Origin of the sequence: Mesorhizobium sp. L-8-3 (assembly GCF_016756615.1) — a bacterium.
Lineage (GTDB): Bacteria > Pseudomonadota > Alphaproteobacteria > Rhizobiales > Rhizobiaceae.
Genome location: NZ_AP023262.1, coordinates 4,215,007 through 4,234,826, shown reverse-complemented (window position 1 = coordinate 4,234,826; position 19,820 = coordinate 4,215,007). Strand labels below are relative to the sequence as shown.

24 protein-coding genes are annotated in these 19,820 nt (G+C 64.3%); 7 read left to right on the top strand and 17 right to left on the bottom strand.

What is annotated here, in order from left to right; genetic code table 11:
- Window positions 1-458 precede the first annotated feature (458 nt).
- The 3 genes from JN302_RS19595 to JN302_RS19585 all read right to left on the bottom strand — a co-directional run bounded on the left by JN302_RS19595 (window position 459) and on the right by JN302_RS19585 (window position 4,209).
- Window positions 459-980, bottom strand: a complete 522-nt coding sequence (locus JN302_RS19595) for a hypothetical protein (RefSeq protein ID WP_202328646.1) — start codon at window positions 978-980, stop codon at window positions 459-461.
- Window positions 981-1,496: 516 nt separating this feature from the next.
- On the bottom strand, window positions 1,497-2,429 hold the full coding sequence (locus tag JN302_RS19590) for an acetylserotonin O-methyltransferase (protein WP_244845773.1): 933 nt from the start codon (window positions 2,427-2,429) through the stop codon (window positions 1,497-1,499).
- A 364-nt stretch (window positions 2,430-2,793) separates the two neighbouring features.
- The gene (locus JN302_RS19585) at window positions 2,794-4,209 is read right to left on the bottom strand and encodes an FAD-binding oxidoreductase (RefSeq protein WP_202314331.1); all 1,416 of its coding nucleotides are present in this window, start codon (window positions 4,207-4,209) and stop codon (window positions 2,794-2,796) included.
- A gap of 294 nt (window positions 4,210-4,503) precedes the next feature.
- Here JN302_RS19585 and JN302_RS19580 point away from each other — a divergent pair, with 294 nt between their 5' ends.
- Together JN302_RS19580 and JN302_RS19575 are read left to right on the top strand one after the other, a co-directional pair.
- Entirely contained in the window at window positions 4,504-4,989 is a 486-nt protein-coding gene (locus JN302_RS19580; RefSeq protein ID WP_202328644.1) for a thioesterase family protein, read from the top strand.
- Window positions 4,990-5,216: 227 nt separating this feature from the next.
- Window positions 5,217-5,417 carry a hypothetical protein gene (locus tag JN302_RS19575; RefSeq protein ID WP_202314328.1) on the top strand — a complete coding sequence of 67 codons (201 nt, stop codon included), beginning with the start codon at window positions 5,217-5,219 and terminating at the stop codon, window positions 5,415-5,417.
- A gap of 22 nt (window positions 5,418-5,439) precedes the next feature.
- Here JN302_RS19575 and JN302_RS19570 read toward each other — a convergent pair whose 3' ends face one another.
- A complete protein-coding gene (locus tag JN302_RS19570; RefSeq protein WP_202328643.1) occupies window positions 5,440-5,922 on the bottom strand; it encodes an Lrp/AsnC family transcriptional regulator in 483 nt (160 codons plus the stop codon).
- Window positions 5,923-6,094: 172 nt separating this feature from the next.
- Here JN302_RS19570 and JN302_RS19565 point away from each other — a divergent pair, with 172 nt between their 5' ends.
- Window positions 6,095-6,976 (top strand): EamA family transporter, encoded by an 882-nt coding sequence (locus JN302_RS19565; protein WP_202328642.1) that lies wholly within the window; start codon window positions 6,095-6,097, stop codon window positions 6,974-6,976.
- A gap of 53 nt (window positions 6,977-7,029) precedes the next feature.
- On the opposite strand, the gene JN302_RS19560 is transcribed toward JN302_RS19565, so the two are convergent.
- The 3 genes from JN302_RS19560 to JN302_RS19550 form a co-directional block, all read right to left on the bottom strand.
- Window positions 7,030-7,539, bottom strand: a complete 510-nt coding sequence (locus tag JN302_RS19560; RefSeq protein ID WP_202328641.1) for a hypothetical protein — start codon at window positions 7,537-7,539, stop codon at window positions 7,030-7,032.
- A complete protein-coding gene (locus tag JN302_RS19555; RefSeq protein WP_244845771.1) occupies window positions 7,540-8,412 on the bottom strand; it encodes a dienelactone hydrolase family protein in 873 nt (290 codons plus the stop codon).
- 229 nt (window positions 8,413-8,641) lie between these two features.
- Window positions 8,642-8,941, bottom strand: coding sequence for a hypothetical protein (locus tag JN302_RS19550; RefSeq protein WP_202328639.1), 300 nt, complete (start codon window positions 8,939-8,941; stop codon window positions 8,642-8,644).
- Between the two features lie 26 nt (window positions 8,942-8,967).
- Here JN302_RS19550 and JN302_RS19545 point away from each other — a divergent pair, with 26 nt between their 5' ends.
- Window positions 8,968-9,315, top strand: coding sequence for a YciI family protein (locus JN302_RS19545; RefSeq protein WP_202314323.1), 348 nt, complete (start codon window positions 8,968-8,970; stop codon window positions 9,313-9,315).
- A gap of 28 nt (window positions 9,316-9,343) precedes the next feature.
- Window positions 9,344-10,582: an RNA polymerase sigma factor gene (locus JN302_RS19540; protein WP_202334354.1), complete on the top strand. Its 1,239-nt coding sequence runs from the start codon at window positions 9,344-9,346 to the stop codon at window positions 10,580-10,582.
- A 47-nt stretch (window positions 10,583-10,629) separates the two neighbouring features.
- Here the strand turns inward: JN302_RS19540 and JN302_RS19535 are convergent, their stop codons facing one another.
- The 8 genes from JN302_RS19535 to JN302_RS19500 form a co-directional block, all read right to left on the bottom strand.
- On the bottom strand, window positions 10,630-11,175 hold the full coding sequence (locus tag JN302_RS19535) for a flavin reductase family protein (RefSeq protein ID WP_202314321.1): 546 nt from the start codon (window positions 11,173-11,175) through the stop codon (window positions 10,630-10,632).
- A 2-nt stretch (window positions 11,176-11,177) separates the two neighbouring features.
- Window positions 11,178-12,785: a 4-hydroxyphenylacetate 3-hydroxylase N-terminal domain-containing protein gene (locus tag JN302_RS19530; protein WP_244846537.1), complete on the bottom strand. Its 1,608-nt coding sequence runs from the start codon at window positions 12,783-12,785 to the stop codon at window positions 11,178-11,180.
- Between the two features lie 199 nt (window positions 12,786-12,984).
- The gene (locus tag JN302_RS19525; protein ID WP_202334131.1) at window positions 12,985-13,323 is read right to left on the bottom strand and encodes an antibiotic biosynthesis monooxygenase family protein; all 339 of its coding nucleotides are present in this window, start codon (window positions 13,321-13,323) and stop codon (window positions 12,985-12,987) included.
- Between the two features lie 97 nt (window positions 13,324-13,420).
- Window positions 13,421-13,828 (bottom strand): RidA family protein, encoded by a 408-nt coding sequence (locus JN302_RS19520; protein WP_202334130.1) that lies wholly within the window; start codon window positions 13,826-13,828, stop codon window positions 13,421-13,423.
- A gap of 43 nt (window positions 13,829-13,871) precedes the next feature.
- Window positions 13,872-15,314, bottom strand: coding sequence for an FAD-dependent oxidoreductase (locus tag JN302_RS19515; RefSeq protein WP_202334129.1), 1,443 nt, complete (start codon window positions 15,312-15,314; stop codon window positions 13,872-13,874).
- Between the two features lies 1 nt (window position 15,315).
- On the bottom strand, window positions 15,316-16,038 hold the full coding sequence (locus tag JN302_RS19510) for an alpha/beta fold hydrolase (RefSeq protein ID WP_202334128.1): 723 nt from the start codon (window positions 16,036-16,038) through the stop codon (window positions 15,316-15,318).
- A gap of 16 nt (window positions 16,039-16,054) precedes the next feature.
- Window positions 16,055-17,008, bottom strand: coding sequence for a PDR/VanB family oxidoreductase (locus tag JN302_RS19505; RefSeq protein WP_202334127.1), 954 nt, complete (start codon window positions 17,006-17,008; stop codon window positions 16,055-16,057).
- Between the two features lie 5 nt (window positions 17,009-17,013).
- Entirely contained in the window at window positions 17,014-17,484 is a 471-nt protein-coding gene (locus JN302_RS19500) for an MOSC domain-containing protein (RefSeq protein ID WP_202334126.1), read from the bottom strand.
- Window positions 17,485-17,732: 248 nt separating this feature from the next.
- Here JN302_RS19500 and JN302_RS19495 point away from each other — a divergent pair, with 248 nt between their 5' ends.
- Window positions 17,733-18,311, top strand: coding sequence for a helix-turn-helix domain-containing protein (locus tag JN302_RS19495; RefSeq protein ID WP_202334125.1), 579 nt, complete (start codon window positions 17,733-17,735; stop codon window positions 18,309-18,311).
- A 27-nt stretch (window positions 18,312-18,338) separates the two neighbouring features.
- On the opposite strand, the gene JN302_RS19490 is transcribed toward JN302_RS19495, so the two are convergent.
- A complete protein-coding gene (locus tag JN302_RS19490) occupies window positions 18,339-18,800 on the bottom strand; it encodes a MarR family winged helix-turn-helix transcriptional regulator (RefSeq protein ID WP_202314307.1) in 462 nt (153 codons plus the stop codon).
- A 66-nt stretch (window positions 18,801-18,866) separates the two neighbouring features.
- On the opposite strand from JN302_RS19490, the gene JN302_RS19485 reads away from it, so the two are divergent.
- Entirely contained in the window at window positions 18,867-19,352 is a 486-nt protein-coding gene (locus JN302_RS19485; protein WP_202314306.1) for a hypothetical protein, read from the top strand.
- On the opposite strand, the gene JN302_RS19480 is transcribed toward JN302_RS19485, so the two are convergent.
- Window positions 19,312-19,671 (bottom strand): hypothetical protein, encoded by a 360-nt coding sequence (locus JN302_RS19480; protein WP_202314305.1) that lies wholly within the window; start codon window positions 19,669-19,671, stop codon window positions 19,312-19,314. The genes JN302_RS19485 and JN302_RS19480 overlap by 41 nt on opposite strands.
- Window positions 19,672-19,820: the final 149 nt, after the last annotated feature.

Sequence of the window (19,820 nt, the reverse complement as noted above, 5' to 3'; positions counted from 1 at the left end):
TTCGCGTTCCTACACTCTATCCGCTTCGCCATGTCCATAAAGTGGCAATTGCGCGCATTCCAGACGATCGAGGTGCTTCAGCTCGACTATCCAATCCAGGGAAATACCGGAAAACAACCGCTTCGCACTGCATCGCCCCTCACCGTCCTGCCGGGCCCGGTCCCCGCTGCTTCGCAGCGTCCCGTCTTTCGCTGGCCTTTGATCGTGCCACAGGAACGATGAATCCGCTCCGCGAACCGGCTCCTCACCTCCGTAAGCGGGGAGATAGCCAATCGGGTCTGCGGCAGAGTTCAAGCGCCACATTCGCCAATCGCCGAGGTTTTCCGATTGGCGAAATCAGAGCGGCCGGCCTCTCTCTCCCCGCGTGCGGGGAGAGATGTCCGGCAGGACAGTGAGGGGCAGCACCGCACCTCCTACGCCAGCTCTACGGTCGAAACGATTCGACACCGCCTAAGCCATCAGCGGGCGTCGCGTTTCGCCTGAGCCACCTGCGCGGCCTTGCGTTGCCGACCCCGCTCCATCGGCCGGATCAGGCTGGCGGCTTTTTCGTTGGCGGCCGCCCGCATGCCCCGATGGGCATGACGGGTGTTGAACTCCGGGCCACGCTGCAGCGCCTTGGCCTTGACGGCGAGCGCCTTGTGCGCATTGTCGACCAGCGCCATGCTCGCGGCGAGCTGGCGCCGCCGCCCGGCCTCTGCGTTGAGGCGCCGCACGGCCATGGCAAGAACGGAGAGCTTCGCTTGCGAGCCCGCATCCGACCTGGAAGCCGCCGCGCCCTTCGGCCCGCTCTTGCCGCGCATTTCGCGCCGGCGCCGATGCGCCTCCGACTGCGCCTTGTCGCGCCGTTCGCGCACCAGCTTCACCAGATCGGCAAGTTCGGCGTCCGAAAGCGCCTGGACTGCCGGCTGATGCGACTTATCGACCAGCTCTCGCTCTCCCGCATCCAGCGCGCGGGCCTCCTCCTTGCGGGACATCGCCATGTCGTTTCCTCCTCCAGCCCACCCGACCTGGCAGTCGCGCGCGACTCTCAGGCCAAAAAAAGCCTGGGTCAAGGCGGCGGCGCCCGGCCCAGGGCCGCGACGGGCCAGTGGTGAAAACGTGGCGCCTGGTGACGGTCAGACTCCTGCATTTGGCGGGAAGCTGCTCTTCGTCTCATCCATGGGAACTACCATGGAGCGCCACGCGTGGTGGCTGCCCTACCGATCGCCGAATGAAGTGTTGGGCCAAGCGGATGGTCAGCGTTCAAGTTGGATCGGCTTGAAAGCTGACCAGCGCGTTCGCAAATCGGCATGTCAGGGTCGGCTCCAATCGAAGACCGCACGCCTCAACCATTCGTCGGGAAAGAATGTTGCTCGCCGATACGAGCTCATAGATATGGCTCGCTCCGCGTTGACCGGACAAGCGAACGCTCTCGGCGCTGAAGGTTGCAAGGCTGCCCGGACAGGGCCGGGGCGCCTCGGAGAACCCTTCGTCCGAAACCAACCACTCAGCCACGATCAGCCCGTGAGGCGTGCACGAAACAACGTGCAGCCGTCCAGGCGCGACCTGATGATATCCCGGAATCCAGCCTGGGTCATCCACGCGCGATATTGACCTTCAGTGTACGACTCGCCGTGGCGATAGAGGTTCAAGAAGGTGAGATTCAGAAAGACACCCTCAGGCGGGCCCAGGCGATCGTCATCGACGACACCCGATCCCGCAATTGCGATCTCGCCTCCGGGTGTGAGGCAACGCGCCGCGTTCAAGATCGACCTGCGCGCCTGATCCGGCGAAAGGACCTGGACGACGGCCTTCAGGATCGCCAGATCGTGCCGACCGATCGATGGCGCGACAGTTATGTCCCCCTCTTCGACAACCACGTCGTCGGCACCGTATTCTGACAGGATAGCTGGCGCGACCGCTGCGACCGCCGGGAGTTCCATCAGCGTCGCCGCGATCTGCGGCCGCCGTTCGCGAAGTCCGACGAGAATGGTCCCGGGGCCCCCACCGATGTCGATCACCGAACCGATCGCCGAGAGGTCTATCTCCCGGGCCAGATGTCGGCCGAAAGTCACCCCGCCCGGTGCGAGCATGCGGCTGAAGGCCGCCGCGGACTCGGGCCCCGCCTCGGAAAAGTCGTGCAGCGCAGCCGGCCGGTTCTGTCGCAGCGACTCAGCGGTCAGCAGATCGGCTCCCCAGAGCTCGCGCAGGAGCGCATGATCGCCGCCGCGATAGGTCGGCTTGGACGCGTCGAGGAAGGCCGACGCTTCGGCTCCGTTGCGAAATTGACCATCCTTGACTTCGAGGAGACCGATGCTGGCGAGCGCGTAGAGGAGTCGCGACAGACGATCGGGCTCGACTTTGAGCGCGGCCCCAAGGCTGTCCGCAGTCACTGTGCTGCCGCCGATCCGGGTGAAGATGCCAAGGTCCACCCCGGCGCGAAGCGCCAAAGCGGAGGGCACCGCTGCGATCAGGTTGTCGATCCGATTGGAATCCACCATGTCACATCTGCCCTTCAGCGATCCAGGACCGACTTGAAGCAGTTCGGGATCGGAGTGTCGTCATGGCGCGATCCTACTGCAGTGAGATGGCCGGAGCCCTACAGATACAGCCCGGCTTGGCTGTAACAGATAGCTCCGCAGCGCATCTGTATCACATCGGATGGTATCGCGTGTGGCTGTGCGGGGAGGCGCAAAGCGGTCAACCGTGACCCTGCGCGCTTGTTTCGCGCCAGCGCATCCTTTCAAATTCTCCTCTCCGGTCCCGCGACGGGGCGGACCCTGGCTGCGCGAACCAGGCATCGGGTTTCCACCACTATGCCGGCATGGGCAGGATCTTCCCCGGGTTCATGATGCCGTCGGGATCGAGGGCCAGCTTGACGGCGCGCATGACCTCGACGGCCGCGCCATGCTCGCGCTCGAGAAAGGCCATCTTGCCCTGGCCGATCCCGTGCTCGCCGGTGCAGGTTCCATCCATGCCGATCGCACGCAGGTTGAGCCGCGCCACGAACTCCTCGGCCCGCGCGATCTCGCGCGGATCATTGACGTCCATGAGCACGAGCACGTGGAAGTTGCCGTCGCCGACATGACCGACGATCGGGGCGACCAGGCCCGTGGCGGCGATGTCGGCTTCCGTCTCGGCGATGCACTCGGCAAGCCGCGAGATCGGAACGCAGACATCGGTCGACAGGCCCTTGGCGCCCGGCCGCAATGTCTGCGACGCCCAATAGGCGTCGTGCCGCGCTTTCCACAGTTTTGCCCTCTCTTCCGCCACCGTCGTCCACAGGAACGGGCCGCCGCCATGCTCGGCGGCGATCTCGCCGAAACTCTCGGCCTGCTCCTTCACCCCGGCCTCGCTGCCGTGGAACTCCACGAACAGGCAGGGGCTCTCGGGATAGTCGAGCTTGGAATAGGTCTTCATCGCCCTCATCTGCAAGGCATTGACCAGTTCGATGCGCGCCACCGGTATGCCCATCTGGATGGTCATGATCACCGCATTGCAGGCGGCCTCGACGCTGGGAAAGGGACAGACGCCGCCGGAGATCGCCTGCGGAATGCCGTAGAGCTTCAAGGTCAGCGTGGTGATGACGCCGAGCGTGCCTTCCGAACCGACCAGAAGGCGCGTCAGATCGTAGCCGGCCGAGGATTTGCGGGCACGCCGGCCCGTGGCGATCTCGCTGCCGCCGGCCATAACAGCGGTCAGGGCCAGCACGTTTTCGCGCATCGTCCCATAGCGTACCGCATTGGTGCCCGAGGCCCGCGTGGCCGCCATGCCGCCAAGCGTAGCATTCGCGCCGGGATCGATCGGGAAGAACAGGCCGGTGTCGCGCAGATGCTGGTTCAGCGCCTCGCGTGTCACACCTGCCTCGACCGTGCAGTCGAGATCCTCGGCATTGACCGACAGGATACGGTTCAGCCCCGACAAGTCGATCGAGATGCCGCCGCCCGGTGCGTTGACATGTCCTTCGAGCGAGGTGCCGACGCCGAACGGGATCACCGGCACGCGGTGGGCGGCGCAGATGCGGACGACCTCCTGCACCTCGCCGGCCGATTGCGCGAAGGCGACCCCGTCAGGCGCCTGCGTCGGTATGTAGGTCGTCGTGTGGCCATGCTGCTCGCGCATGGCCTGCCCGGTCTGGAAGCGCTCGCCGAGCCGCTGCTTGAGGATACCGAGCACGGCCGCAATGCCCTCCTCGTTGCGCGCGACAGCCCTGAGGTCGCTGAGAGCCATGGTTTCCTCCGCGTTTGGACCAGTGGCGGTCCTTATGAAGCTGTATTGACCCGGTTACCGCATCGGCCCGGGAATCGGAATCGATTTTCGCCGGGTTCGAGGCGTAGCGCATCCGCCGGAAGATCGTACTCGATTTTCCGAAAGCGCGATGTGCAGATTTTGATGGAGCGTCCTTCGTGCGTCCGAAAGGACGCGCTGCGCTCCAGGTGTGCTAGAGCGTGTTTTGCGCTTCAGGAATCGCGCGGCACTCTGTAGCCCGCTCAAGTTCATCTGCACCATGCCGAGAGGAATTTCATGACCCAGCCCGCCCCTTTCGTTTCCCGTGTCATGGAGGTCGAGAAGGACTGGATCGACTACAACGGCCATATGAACATGGCCTATTACAATGTGCTGTTCGACCGTTGCTCGGACGAGGCCTTCGACGCGATGGGCCTCGGCGCGGACTATGCGCGGGACCGCAAGCTGACCATCTACACGGCCGAGATCCATGTCTGCTACGTTCAGGAACTGCATCTGGCCGACAGGGTGACCGTCACCTGGCAATTGCTCGACCATGACGAGAAAAGGCTGCGTGCCTACCAGGAAATCCGCCATGTCGACGGCTGGCTCGCGGCAACCTCCGAAGCCCTCTCGTTGCACATCGACATGGCGGGACCCAATGTCGCGCCCTTCCCCGCCGACGTCAGGCAGAGGGTCGAGGCGATGCGCGCGGCCCATGCCGGGCTGCCGATGCCGGAACGGGCCGGCCGCTCGATCGCGATCAAGCGCAGGACCGCCTAGGCACGTCCCCCGAAAGTGTTTAGCGGTTCCGGGCAAAAAAGAGATGCGCCAAGCCAGGACCTACGACCTTCGCGTGAATCCCTCTTCGCGCGACACTCTGCGGGTATCTGCCCTCAAGCAAAGGGTGGAGCGGCCACGCCACGCGGCTACTTGATCGTGACAGCGATCGCGGGACAAGATCGGACCATCAGTTCACTGCGGGCATCGGGGCGCCGGGGTGAGGAACCGTGACGACGACAGACATTCATGCGACCGCCGAGAAGCTGGCCGCGGATCCTCGACTGACCGACGATGACCTGCGGCACACGCTGCAGAACATCGATGGCGAGATCTCGCGTATCGTCTCCGTCAGGAAACCGATCCCCATCGACATCCTGCGCTGGCGCCGTGTCGTCAAGCACGCCCGATCGAAGCGCCTGGGAATGTGATTCGAAGGCGCCGGGCGTGATCTCATCGATCGGGGTCCTCCCCGATATCTGGCAGGCGCGGCGGGACGGGTGACGATTGCACGATGGCCGTGTTGGTCATCGCATAAGGGATGATCCGGTCGATCACCGCTTCCAGATCGCCGACGGAACGCACATGGACGCGGGCGACGAAACAGTCCTCGCCGGTCACGCGATCGCAGCTTACCACCTGCGGAATGGCCTTGATGATCTCGCTCACCCGGGCCAACTCGCCAGGGACCGGCCGGATCCTAAGCCATGCCGACAGCGGCAGGCCGAAGGCCGCCGGGTCGATCCGGATCGTGTAGCCCTCGATCGTTCCGTTGTCCTGGAGCCGCCTGATCCGCTCGGAAACGCTCGGGGCCGACATGCCCACGGCCCGCGCGATCTCGGCGACGCTCGTTCGGGCATCGTCGGCCAGGATTCGCAGGATACGCGTATCGACCCCGTCGTGACCGGAATTTTCGCTTCGAAGGCGATTTGCCATTTCTACCTCCGTATCGACGCCAACATCAGTTTGTCACCATAGCATTATCCATATAATTCGAGCAAACAGCCTGCGATATTTGGGTTCAGGAATACAACAGGAATGCCCGTTTCTCGAACAGCAGGCAGTTGGCAATCCGCTCCGCCGCGGACACTGCCTCGTGGAGGCTCCCATGCAGGCAGCAACCGGCACCGCTTCGCGCCTGGCGCAATCCGTTCCGCCGCAGCTCTGGTTCGGCATCAGCGCCGTCTTCCACTATCTGGGCCCCGCCTTCGCGGTGCTTCTCGTCCCGTCCATCGGCGTGCTGGGCGTCGCCTGGCTGCGCATCGCGACGGCAGCTGCCGCCTTCGCCCCCCTCACCCGGCCGTGGCGGACATTCGCCGTGGCCGACATTGAGACGCGACTGCTGCTCGTCGCCTTCGGCGCCTGCCTTGCCCTGATGAACTGCTCCTTCTATCTCGCCCTCGAACGCCTGCCGATGTCCCTGGTCGCGGCGATCGAATTCGTCGGCACGATCGCGCTGGCCTTGGCCGGGCTGCGCACAGGGCGCAACGTCCTTGCGCTCGTCATGGCCGTTGTCGGCACCTTCTGCCTGTTGGACCCGCAATGGGCGAGCGATCCGGCCGGCTTGTTCTGGGCATTGCTGAACGGCGTGCTGTTCGTGGGTTATGTCGTGCTCGGCCACCGCCTTGCCCACCGGGGCGCGGGCGGCGGCATTGCCGGGCTCGGGGCGGCGATGGCCATCGCCTTGCTGTTCGTCCTGCCTTTCGGCCTGCGCGAGGCGACCACCGCCCTCACCTCGCCGATCCTGCTCGGTGCGGCGATCGGCGTCGGCATCTGCTCGTCGGTCATCCCCTACATCTGCGACCAGATGGCCATGGCCCGGCTGCCGCGTGCGAGTTTTGCGCTGATGCTGGCGCTGTTGCCGCTCAGCGCCACATTGATCGGCATCATTGTCCTGCGGCAGTTTCCCGACATGCGCGACGTGCTCGGCATTGCGCTGGTGGTCTCGGGCGTTGCCCTGCACAGGCCGCCGCCCGACCCGCCCGGCTGAAGCAACGGGCCGTCGCGAGACGCGGCGCAGCCGGCATGATCAAGTCGCGAGACTCAGCTTGTTGCTCTCCGCCAGACGGTCACGACGCCGTCCGCGAGGCCGGTGACCGGATCGCTCTCGGGCAGGCCGACCCTCCCGATCTCGGCGGCGATCCGCTTGTCGTCCAGTTCTCCGGACCTTACGATGTTGCCCTGCTGTCCCGGCGGATAACCACCCGCCATCAGGAAATCGTCCGTGGCCTGGATCTTCCTGTGGCCGACCCCGGCGGGAACCACCGCCACATCGCCCCGCTCGACGTCGATCACGATCCCTGCATCGCCGCCAAAACCGATCCGCGCCCGACCGCCGACACAGCCCAGCACTTCATGGCCGTGCGTATGGAAATGCCAGAAGGGGTAGACCGTATAGACCCATGTGCCGCTCCAGCCGTTGCGGCGGTAGAGGGCGCATGCCGGCCCCCCTTCGCGCGCCGCGCCGGGCAGGCGGTCCTTCCATATCACAAGCGGCAACGCGCTGTTCGGTATGCCGTCCGCTTCGAACACACGTATCAACGATGGCGCCATCTATGCCAGCTTCTCCTTGAAGAAGGCGATCGTGCGGCTCCAGGCGAGATCGGCCGCCTCTTCATTGTAGCGCGCTTCGGATGTCTCGTTGTTGAAGGCGTGCTGGACGCCCTCATACATGAAGATCTGATACTCCTTGCCTTCGGCATCCAGTTCCTTCCGGAAGTCGGGTATGCCGGCATTGATGCGCTCGTCCAGCCCGGCATAGTGCAGGAGAAGAGGCGCGCCGATCCTGGCGATCTCGGCAGCGTCTTTCGGCTGCATGCCGTAATAGGCGACGGCAGCATCGAGATCGGGGGCTGCAACGGCCAGCGCATTGACCGTGCCCCCGCCCCAGCAGAAGCCGACCGCGCCGACCTTGCCGTTCGAGGCGGCATCGCCCTTCAGGAAAGCGACGGTGGCGACGCCGTCCGCGACGACCCGGGCCATATCGAGCTGATTGAAGAGGTCGCGCGCCTTGTCGTCGTCGGCGGGCGTGCCGCCCAGCGGCGACATGAAGTCGGGCGCGAGCACGAGGAACCCTTCCAGCGCCATGCGTCGCGCGACGTCGCGAATGTGGGGATTGAGGCCGCGATTCTCATGCACCACGATGACGGCGGGCAGCTTTCCGGCCGCATCGGCCTGCCGCACCAGATAGCCTTTCATCTCGCCGGAACTACCGGGATAGGTGACGTCTTCGCCTTTGAGACGATTGTCGTCCTCCGCCACCATGGCCGCATGCGCCGGATCTGCGGCGAGCAGCGGCGCGATTGCTGCCGCCGCCGCGGCGGAGCCGGCAAGCTTGGTCAGCGTTTCCATGAAACGGCGGCGGTCGAGCGTCACATGGGTGAATTCGTCATAGGCGTCGATCATCGCCTGGGTGATGATTGGCATGGCGTTCCCTTTCCGCACTTGAAGACCGGAAAGTTAGAGCCCTCGCCTCACCCATCCAATCAAGCCTTGGTGAAGGCCGGCGCCGACCGATGGCCCCGCCGGACCGTAGCTCGGGGAACCGCTATCGCGCAGATAGGCTGCGCCTCGGCAGGTTCTGGGGAAATGCAATCCTCGTCAAAGGTCCTGAGCGCCCCAAAATCGCAGGACGCCTCATAATGGATGGAGCGCCCTAAGCCGAGGCTGCCTCCAGGGCAGCGACCACAAAGGCGATCAACAGCAATGCAAGGACCAGCAACGAGGCGCTCTGCCCGGCCTGCTGCAACCGAAAACCATTGCCGCTCAGATGAGCCGCCAATACCAGCATGTCCATTGCACTCTCCCGTGGACGAGTTGTTTCGTGCCTTGGTCGATCCGGCAGCCAGGCAATCGACATCAGGGCGACGGAATTTTCGTCGCGCTCTCTCGTCGGGAATTTTTTCCCGGCGCTTGTCGAATCCGGGCTTCCACGCACGACCATCAGCGTCGACAATCCCGCGTAGCCATAGGAGCGCCGAAATGAAATATCTCTGCCTTGTCTATTTCGAAGCGAAGGATCTTCAGGCGCTAAGCCCGAGCGAGGATGCCACGCTCACGCGCGACTCGCTGGCCTATGACCAGGAACTCGACAAGGCCGGCCACCTCATCCTCGCCCATGCGCTCGAGCCGGTCTCCACGGCGACCACGGTGCGGGTCCGCGACGGCAGGATGTCGACGACGGACGGCCCCTTCGCCGAAACCAAGGAGATCCTGGGCGGCTTCATCCTGATCGAAGCGAAAGACCTCGACCAGGCAATCCACATCGCCGCCGGAATACCGCTGGCCAAGCTCGGCAGCATCGAGGTACGGCCAATCATGGATCTCTGAGGGCGCGATGGAGCCCCCCGCCGAACCGATGCGCGAGACCATCGAGGCCGTGTATCGCTCGGAATCACGGCGCGTGCTCGCGACCTTGATCCGTCTCCTCGGCGATTTCGATCTCGCCGAGGAGGCCCTGCATGACGCCTTCGTTGCGGCGGCAAGGCAATGGCCGCGCGACGGCCTTCCCGGCAATCCGCGCAGCTGGCTGATCTCGGCGGGCAGGTTCGGCGCGATCGACCGCCTGCGCCGGCGCAGCCGTTTCGACGCCTCGCTGACCGAACTCGCCCTGCGCCTGGAACAGGACATGGCCGCGTCTCCGGACGAGCAGGAAGACATCGAGGACGACCGGCTGAGGCTGATCTTCACCTGCTGCCACCCCGCGATCGGGCCGGACGCCCAGGTCGCGCTGACGCTGCGCGAAATCTGCGGCCTCACGACCGAAGAGATCGCCCGGGCGTTCCTCGCCACGCCCCCGGCGATCGCCCAGCGCATCGTGCGGGCGAAGACCAAGATCCGCGACGCCCGCATTCCCTATGAGGTGCCGGATCGCAACGAGCTGCCAGGCCGGCTGGAGACCGTGCTGCACGTCGTCTATCTCGTCTTCAACGAAGGCTATTCGGCGTCGTCGGGCGAAATCCTGACCCGCCATGACCTCAGCGACGAGGCGATCCGCCTCGGGCGGCTTGTCGTGGAGGTTCTGCCCGAACCGGAGGCGATCGGACTGCTCGCCCTGATGCTGCTTCACGAATCGCGGCGCGCAGCCCGCACGTCGCCGTCCGGTGAGATCGTTCTCTTCGCCGACCAGGACCGCTCGCTCTGGAACAAGGGCCAGATCGCCGAAGGCACACGGCTGGCGGAGCGGACGCTGTCCTTGGGACGTTTCGGTCCCTACTGCATCCAGGCGGCGATCGCCGCAAAGCACGCCAGCGCGATCCATGCAGATGCGACCGACTGGCACGCGATCGCAAGCCTCTACGACCTTTTGCTCAAGGCCGAACCGTCGCCGGTCGTCGAGCTCAACCGTGCCGTGGCGGTCGCCATGCGCGACGGGCCAGAGGTCGGCATCGCCCTCATCGACGCCATCCTGGCGCGCGGCGATCTCGATCGGTACCACCTGGCCCATTCCGCGAGAGCCGACCTCTTGAGGCGCCTCGGCCGCAATGATGAAGCACGAACGGCCTATGAGCGGGCCTTGTCGCTCGCGACCCAGGAACCGGAACGACGCTTCCTGCGGAAGAGGATCGAGGAAACGAGCGGCGCACAGCAAAGCTGACGGTCTCTTCCCCTGTTCGCTATCGGCTACTCGCTAATCGCTTGGTTTCACCAAAACTCCGGCACCGTGATCGCCTGGTCCTGCTTGCTGTGCAACAGCGAGGCGAACCGGCTCTGGTGATAAAGCAAGGGCTGGCCGAACTTGCCGGCGTCGATGTGGAAGAGTTGGCCGACGAAGAGCGTGTGATCGCCGCATTCGTGCTCGGCCACCACATCGGCGGCCATATGCGCCAGCGCGTCCCGCAGCATGGGCAGGCCGTGGATCCAGCCCAGATCGATGATGGCCCTCGGGCTGGGACGGCCCGAGAAATGGATGGCCACCTCGCTCTGGTGATGGGCCAGCACATTGACCACGAAGCGTCGCGTTTCGCTGATGAGCCCATGCATGCGGGCGCGCTTGGCGATGGAGACGACACAGAGCGGCGGCTCGAGCGAGCCGGACATGAAGGCGTTGGCCGTCATGCCGCGCATCTCGCCGGCGTGGATCGTCGATATGACGGCAACGCCGGTGGCGAACTGGCCCATGACCCGTCGGAATTCGAGCGGGTCGATGTGGACCGGAACCTGCTGGGGTTCGTCGCCCTCGACGCTCATCGTCACTTGGCGCCCTTGCGGACGTGATAGCTCAGTTCACCGGGATCGGTGAGATCGGGAACGCGCCAGCCGTCGAGGTCGTATTCGGCCATGCATTGCTCGGCGAAGCCCCGGAACCTGTCGGCATTGCCAGACGCCTGGGCCCCGAAGAGGCAATAGCGGCGGATCTCCTCGGTCGAGCCGCTGTAGTTGATCTCGTAGAGCTCGTGGCGGCCGCCGAATTCCGTCGACAGCGTGTCCCACAGGAGCTTCATCAGCTTCACCCGATCTTCGGCCTTGTAGCCGTTCGAGCCGCGCAGGTAGCGGTCGAGATAGGGTCGAAGCTCCGGGTTCTTGAAATCGAGCGCATGGCTGTTGAGATAGATCAGCCCGGAAGCGACCGTCTGCTCGATGATGTACTTTATCTTCGAATAGACGATCGTCGCGATGACCTGATAGGCGTTGCCGGCGTCCATGTTTGGCAGGATATAGTCGCCGATCCAGGGTCTGGGATCGCGCACCATCGCGTCCGAGAGCGACCAGAACAGATTGCGCCAGGCGATCACCTCGCCGACATTGGCCTGGACGCCGCGATAGTCCTTGGTGCCGGCCGCCTCGACCGCCTTGAGCAGCAGGCCGGAGATGAAGTCGAGCTTGACGGCCAGCCGGGTGCAGCCATGCACCACGAAGCGCGGCAGGAAGCCGGTTCTCGGGAAGAAATTGTTGGCCTTCTCGATGTCGCCGAAAACGAAGACGTTCTCCCAGGGGACCAGCACCTTGTCCATGATGAACACGGCATCGTTCTCGTCGAGCCGGCTGGACAGAGGGTAGTCGAACGGGCTGCCCATCACCGTGGATGTCATCTCGTACGAGGTCCGGCAGATGAATTTCACCCCCGGCGCATTGGTCGGCACCATGAAGACCAGCGCGTAGTCCTTATCCTGCAGCGGGATCAGCCCGTGATGGGCCACGAAGGTGTAGTTGGAAAGCACCGAGTTGGTCGCCACGACCTTCGCGCCGGAGACGATGATGCCGGCGTCGGTCTCGTTCTCCACATGCGCGCAGACATCGGCCACCTCGTTGGGCGGCCGGTCGCGGTCGACGGGCGGATGGATGATGGCGTGATTGATATATGGCACCCGCTCCTGGCAGAAGCGGTACCAGTTGCGGGCATTGTCCTGATAGGGATCGTAGAATTCGGCATTGGCGCCGAGCGTGGCGAGGAACGAGGCCTTGTAGTCGGGCGCGCGGCCGAGCCAGCCATAGGTGAGCTTCGCCCATTCGGCGATGGCGCTGCGCCCCTGCAGCAGCTCCGCTGCCGTCTTCGGCGCCTTGAAATAGGCATGGGTCATGCCGCCATTGCCGGTATCGGTCGGCAGCAGGATCTTGTCCTTCACCTTCTCGTCGCCAAGCGCGTCATAGAGCCTGGCCACCATGCGCGCCGTGTTGCGGAACGCCGGATGCGTGGTGACGTCCTTGACCCGCTCGCCATAGATATAGACTTCGCGGCCGTCACGCAGTTCTTCGAGATACTCCGCCCCGCTCATCGGCGGGAGGCCCTGGAGGCGGCCGGTCGTCTTGGGATGGGCCGCGAAGGCTTCGGCGTCGTCACGATTGCGTGGGGTATCCATTCGATCCTCCCTGCAATTCGATCGCCGGATCGATGTCCGGCCGGCAAAGAGTACGAAGTCCGCCACCGGCTGACAAGCGGTGTGCCGGGGCTGCGCCTACCGCATCGATCCGAAAATCGAGCACGATCTTCGGAAAGCACGGTGCGCAGATTCAAAGAGATAAACTGTCCCTTGCGCGTCCAGATGGACGCGCGGCGCTCTATTGCCCGGTCTGGCCGTGACTGGTCAGGATGCGCAGGATCTGGACCTCCTTCGGGAGCTCGATCAGGAACTCGGCGTCTCGCGGCAGATGATGGATTTGTGTCGGGTCGCCGCCGGTGAATCGCGCCATGGCTTCGACGCTTTCCCAGTAGGAAATCGTGATGAACTCGCTCTCATCGGCGCGATCCTCGCGGAAGTTCTGGACGCCGAGCGCCTTCTCCATCAACGGCCTGATGCCGGCCTCGTGGAGATAGGGCTCATAGGCCTCGGCGATCTCGCGCCTGGTGCGGCCTCGCCAGATGCGGGCAATAGTCGGTTTCGGGCTGTCGTCGAGCATCGTGGCCTCCTTCCGGTGCAACCGCATCGAATTTGGGCCGGTCGGCGGGGCCGTCAATGCCTATGGTACCGGCGTGGGTCAGCCTCCTGACAGAACGCTATTGCGACAGTGCGACGATGGCATCGATCTCAACCAGCCAATCGGGCAGACCAAGACACGCCACCCCGATATAGGTACTCGCACAGAGCGGCCAGTCCTCACCGAAAATCTCACGGCCGGCGCCGAAAATGTCCTCGATCCGTGCCGGCGAGTGGTCCACGACATGTATCCGCATCTGCAATATATCCGCAGGCGTCGCTCCGATCGCTTCCAATGCGCGGCGTATGTTGAAGAAACACTGGCGCGCCTGCCCTGCATGGCTGCCCTGACCGACGAGGGCGCCTTCGCCGTCGATCGCAACCTGGCCGGAGATTGCCGCGAAACGTGCTCCGGCAGGCGACACGGTGATCTGGGAGTAGAGGTCCATGACGGGCGGTGCCATGGTGGAAGGATTGAGACGCTGCATGGGGGTTCCTTTCCCTTTGAGACTTCCCTTGGGACTGCTCGCTTCAGGTCGCCGAGGCGAGATAGCCGTCGGGACGGACCAGCAGGGCCGAGTATCCCGTGAACAGCTCATCCTTGGCGGACGCGCGAAGACCACGGACATCCCGGTCGCCCAGCCAGTCGGGACGCGGTGCGACCGCCCCGTCTGCCAACGACAGGGACAGCCACTTGCCGTCGGTCAAGAAGCTGTGCAGTCCGGCCAGCTCTCCTTCCTTCGTCGTCAGGTCGATATCGGGAACGCGGCTCCCGGGACGCAGCCTACCGTCGGCCCCGCCGTATCCGGCAGCCTCATCATAGGCGACGTCGAAGCCGGAAAGCTCTCCGGCAAGGAACCTGTTCACCGCCGGTATCTTGAGCAGCGTTTCCATGGTGGCGCGCAGTGCCTGACCGGAAGGACCGAAGGCGCTCACCAGGGCTGTCTGGGAGAGGGTATTGGCGTAAAGCCGTTCGCCGACCGGGCGCCGTTCGCCCTCATAGCTGTCGAGCAGGCTTTCGGGCGCCGAACCCTTCACGACGGCCGCAAGCTTCCAGCCCAGATTCATGGCATCCTGGATGCCGACATTCATGCCCTGGCCGCCTGCGGGCATGTGAATGTGAGCAGCATCGCCGGCCAGCAGCACCCTGCCCTTGCGGTAGGTCCGTGCAAGTCGCGTCTCGTCGGTGAAGCGGGAAAGCCAGATCGCATCGGCCGCGCCAAAATCGCTTCCCAGAATCTTGCGGGTTGATGCCTGCAATTCGCCCAGAGTCAGCGGCTCGTTCTGCGCGACCGCGCTTCTGTCTGGGTCGAGAAGGACGATGCGGTGATGGATCCCGTCACCGAGCGGCGCGATCATGGCGCAGCCACGCGCATTGACCGACGAGATGACCGGTCTTGGCAAGAGCTCGCCGAGCACCACATCGCCAAGGACGAGCGTCTGCGTGGCCGGATAGCCTTCGAATGGAATGCCGGTCTCCCGCCGCACGATGCTGCGCGCGCCATCCGCGCCGACGACGTAGGATGCCGCAAGCCTGATTCTGCCTTCCTTTCCCTCGGCGGAGACGATCACGTCTGCGCCGGTATCGTCGATGCTCTCGGCAGTCCAGCCGCGCATGATATCGACGCCAAGCTCGCGTGCCCGCTCCTCGAGCATGGCCTCGGTCGTGGCTTGGGGAATGAACAGGGTGAAAGGATAACGACTCCGGAACGGCGAGAAATCGAGCCTGGTGTCGAGCACGCCGTAGTGTCCCGTCGGAATGGGCCTGCCGGAAGCGAGGAATCGCGCCTCCAGCCCTCGCAAGGCGAACACTTCCAGGGTCCGTCCGTGAATGGTCAGGGCTCGCGACTGGCGTGCAGGCTCGTCACGTCGATCGAGCAGAGCCACGTCGACGCCCGCAAGCCTCAGTTCGCACGCAAGCCAGAGTCCGACAGGCCCCGCACCCACGATGACGACATCATGTTCGTTCTTCATGTCACCCTTCCATTGTCGCGATGTTCTGGATTCTGCGGGCGAGTTCGCCGGGCTGCGTGAACATGACCATGTGGCCGGTCTCGATATCGCCACGGCGCCAGCCCTCCCGCTCTGCCTTCTCGGCCGTCGCCGCGAAGATCGGAAAGTCGGTGCATCTGATGTAGTGCCGCTCGATTGCCGTCATCCGCGCCACATCTTCACGGAACGGCGCGGAATGGGTCCGGACAGGCATGGGGCGGCTCCTGGCGTCGTGACGCCTCGCCTGCGGTCCGTCCGGCAGGCCGAGAGCGGAAGCCGGCAAAGGCATTATCTGCCAGGGCGCCATCGGGTTGAGCAGCGGTTCGATGATGGCGCGGATTTCGGGATGCAGGTCGAAGATCGAGCGTCCCGTCTCGGCAAGAAAACCGTCGACAATGACGAGAGATCGGATCCTTTCCGGGATACGACAGGCGACCGCGCTGGCGACGAGCCCGCCATAGCTGTGCCCGACGAGAACGATGTTGGAGGCATCGGCGAATTCGATCGTCTGGACGATGTCCTCTGCATGGAGTTCATGATCGATGCCCTCATGGATCAGATGCGCGCGATCGCCGAGGCCCGTAAGCGTGGGCGCCAGGATGCGCCTGCCTGCGCCGGTCAGGCTTGCGACGACCTCGTCCCAGACCCATCCGCCTCCCCAGGAACCGTGGACGAGCACGATTGTCGTGTCGGAGTTCGCTGTCATTGCTTCCTTCCCCTCCTCAAAGATCCAGCACCAGCGTCGCGCCTGAACATCCGGAAACACAGGGCGTCAGGAATTGCAGTCGTTCGGCAGGCTTCATGACCAGGTCGCGATGAACCGGCACGCCATCCAGGAATCGTATCCTGCAGTCGAGGCATACGCCGGCCTCGCAGGACGCAGGCATGTCGATGCCGGCTCGCCGCAGCGCATCCAGCATGGTCAGCCCTTCGGGAACCTCTATCTTTCGACCGCTTCTGGCGAGTTCGAGCGAATAGGCTGCGCTTGCCGTCGCGGCGGTGGGGCCGAAATGCTCGACGTGAAGCCTGTCCTCCGGCAGCAAGGTCCCGGCGATCTCCTGAACCGCATGGATCAGGGATGAAGGACCGCAGCAATAGACGTGAGCTTCCGGCGCGGCCGCGTTCAGGACGCCGGCCAGATCGATCCGGCCCGGCTCCCTTTCCCGGCTGAAATAGTGCATCAGCCTTCCGCTTTCCGCGATGGGCTGGAGCCGCTTCAGGAAAGGCGCGTTTGCCCTAGACCGCGAGGAGAAATGCAACTCGAAGTCGCCTCCAGCCCGTTCGATCTCGGGGATCATCGACAGGAAAGGCGTAATGCCGATACCTCCGGCAATCATCACATGCCTTCGGGTTGCGGCGAGCCCGAAATGATTGCGCGGCAGCGAGACCGGCAGAATGGTTCCCACCGCGACGTCGCGATGAAGGCACAAGGAGCCCCCGCGACCGCCATCCTCGCGCCGCACGGCGATCCGGTAGCGATCGGCCTCGGCGGGGTCGCCGATCAGCGAATACTGGCGCACCGTCCCGTTCGGCAGATGGACATCGATATGGGAACCCGCCGCGAAGGGCGGCAGTCTCCAGCCGTCAGGATCGGACAGCTCGATGGCGACGACATCGTCGCAGACCGCTTCCATACCGACGACCTTGGTCGTCACTCTGTGGATCAGCTTGGGCACCGCGTTCACTCCGGCATGATGGCGTCGCCCAGGCGTATGCGACCGCCTCGCAGGATGCGCGCGTGCAGGCCCGAACGATTGAGCAGGAGCGTGAAGATCTCCTGCCCCGTAATCTGCTCGATATGACGGCACGGTGTGCTCAGCCTGGTTCCTTCCAGGACCGTGCCGCCGATCCTGAACCTGTGGCCGACCAGGTGGTTGAGGGGCACATTGCGTGTGGTCACATTGCGGCGATGATCGGCGGCGCCGAGCGTCACCTGATGGTCGCGCAGGAGTGCTTCCAGCGTTTCGACCTCGAAAAGCGTCACCTGCCGCCCCTCTTCCGGACGGTCGGAATAGAAGCCTTCTCCTGTCGCGTAACGATCGCCTTCCACGCCCTTGCCCGCGATCAGCAACAGCTCCCCCGCCGCCTTCATCGGAAGGAAGGAGCGCGGCGCAAGATGAAGGGCATCCACATGCCCCGACCAGACCGTCATCGCGATTGCCCTCCTCTCGTGCCGACATCCAAGGCCGACTTCAGTCCGGCCCGTTGCCGCCGGTCACCGTCAAGACAACTTAGTTGTCCAATGGGCAACTTCGTAGCAAGACACGATCGAACACGCAAGTCCTCTGCCGGCAAATCTCGTTTGAACCTTTGCTTTCGATGCCGCGTCGACGGTCGCGGCTGAAACTGCTATCTCTGCCTGTGCCCCAAGGGACAACAGCGACAACAGAGCTATTCGAATTGAACAAGCAGGAAGCTACCCGAACCGAGGAGACCGTCGGCTACGGTTTCCAGGCGCGCGCCTTGCGCATCAGCCGGAACATCACGCTAGATCAGTTGGCGGCGCAGACCGGGTTGAGCAAGGGGCACCTCTCGCGATTCGAGCGGGGTCAGAAATCGCTCTCGGTCGCGGCCCTGATCAGGCTGGCGGCCGCCCTCGACACGTCAGTGTCGTCGCTTCTGGGCGAGACCCTGGACGAGGAGGCACTCCACGTGGTGCGGCGTCAGGACCGGAAAATGCACACGGCTCCGGCCGAAAACGGCGGCTATCTCTACGCCATGCTGAGCCGTCCCTCGGAAAATCGCGCAGTGAGCGCATTCCTGGTCGAGGTCGCCGCCGAGGCGGAACGTCCGAGTGAAGCCAATCATTCGGGAGAGGAGATCTTTTTGGTGCTCAGCGGCGAGGTGGAGATCCGCGTCGCGGATCGCACTGTAATTCTCGGCGAGGGGGACTATCTCCAATTCCCTGGCCGTCTCACCCATGTCATCAAGGGTCGGGAAGCCTTAAGCCGCGTGTTCGTCGTCGTGATCGGCGGTTGAAAGGCTGCCGCGGCAGCCTTTTTCTGATCACCCCGAGGGCCGTCGCTCCGCCCGTTCGCCCCGTGCCTGCATGCGCGTGATCACCCGGCGCATCATGTCGAGAAACTGCTCACGCTCGGCCTGTGTCAGGTCACCGAGCGCCGCCGCGTTCTGTGCGCGCGCCGCCGCTATCGCCTCGGCCTCGATCCGGCGCGCCTTCGGCGTCAGGCGAATGAGCTTCATGCGGGCATCCCCCTGATGCGGCGCGCGGGTGATCAGCCCGTCGCGCTCCATGCGCGCCAACGTGTTGGCGATCGTTGCCTGCTCGACATCCAGCCGCTCGACGAGGTCGCGCTGGCTCAGCCCGTCCTCGCGCCAGAGTTCGATCAGCAGCATGAACTGCGCGGGCGCCAGGCCGAGAGGCCTGATCCGATCCTGCAGCCCGAGTGCGAACAGCCGCGCCATGTGGTTGGCGAGATACCCCGCCGATCCGCTCTTTTCGAAAACCATGCGTCACCTTGATTTAAATAGCATACTATGCAATAGTATATAGCATGCTATTGAATGGAGCTTGCCATGAAACTGCACCATCTCCATGCCTTGGCGGGCATGCTCGCCTTCTTCCTGATCGCAACTTTCTGGCTGGGAACGGCCGCGACCGAACTCTCAGGCTCGACCGCGGCAATCGCCTGGGTCAAGTCCGCCATCCTGTCGGGCATGGTCGTCCTCATCCCGGCCCTTGTCGCGACCGGCGCCAGCGGTTTTTCGCTCGGTCGCGGCATGCGCCTTCCCGCGGTCGTCGCCAAGAAACGGCGCATGCCGTTCATAGCAGGCAATGGCCTCCTGATCCTGCTGCCGTCGGCCATCTTCCTTGCAACCAAAGCGGAAGCCGGCGCCTTCGATACGGCCTTCTATCTCGTTCAGGGGCTGGAGCTCGTCGCCGGCGCGACCAATCTCGTTCTGATCGGGTTGAACATCCGTGACGGCTTGGCGATCTCCCGCCGCCGCCACGCCTCTGCGCCTAGATCGAAAGCCGCCGTTCGGTCATCGATTTCAGGCTGAAGAAAGCCAGCGCCAGCGCTGCGATCACGTGCCACAGAACCCGCGCATCGAGCATGTTGCCGATCGCGGCGCCGAAGCCCAGCACCAGCCCCGCCCAGGCGAGGCTGGCCACGAGGCAGATCAACGCCAGCACGCGGTCGCCGCGCCGCTCGCGGCGCAACAGATTGAGCACGGCGATCAGCGCAGCAGCCAGGCTTCCCGACAGCGACCAGACGAAAATCTCGGTGCCGGGCTGATAGCCGGTTATCGTTCCGTAGCCATGGAGCACAGCCCCTATCAGCAGCAGGAGCGCAAAGATCCCGTCCAATGCCTTCGCCATTGTCGTCTCACCTTCACAACCGCATATCCTGCCGCCGCCTGGAAAGGGTGACAACGCCGTCCGGCCGTGCCAATAGAGCGCCGCGCGCGCCTTGAGCTGCATGGACGATGCGCATCGTGCTCGCGGAATCGATGCCGATTTCGAGCCGA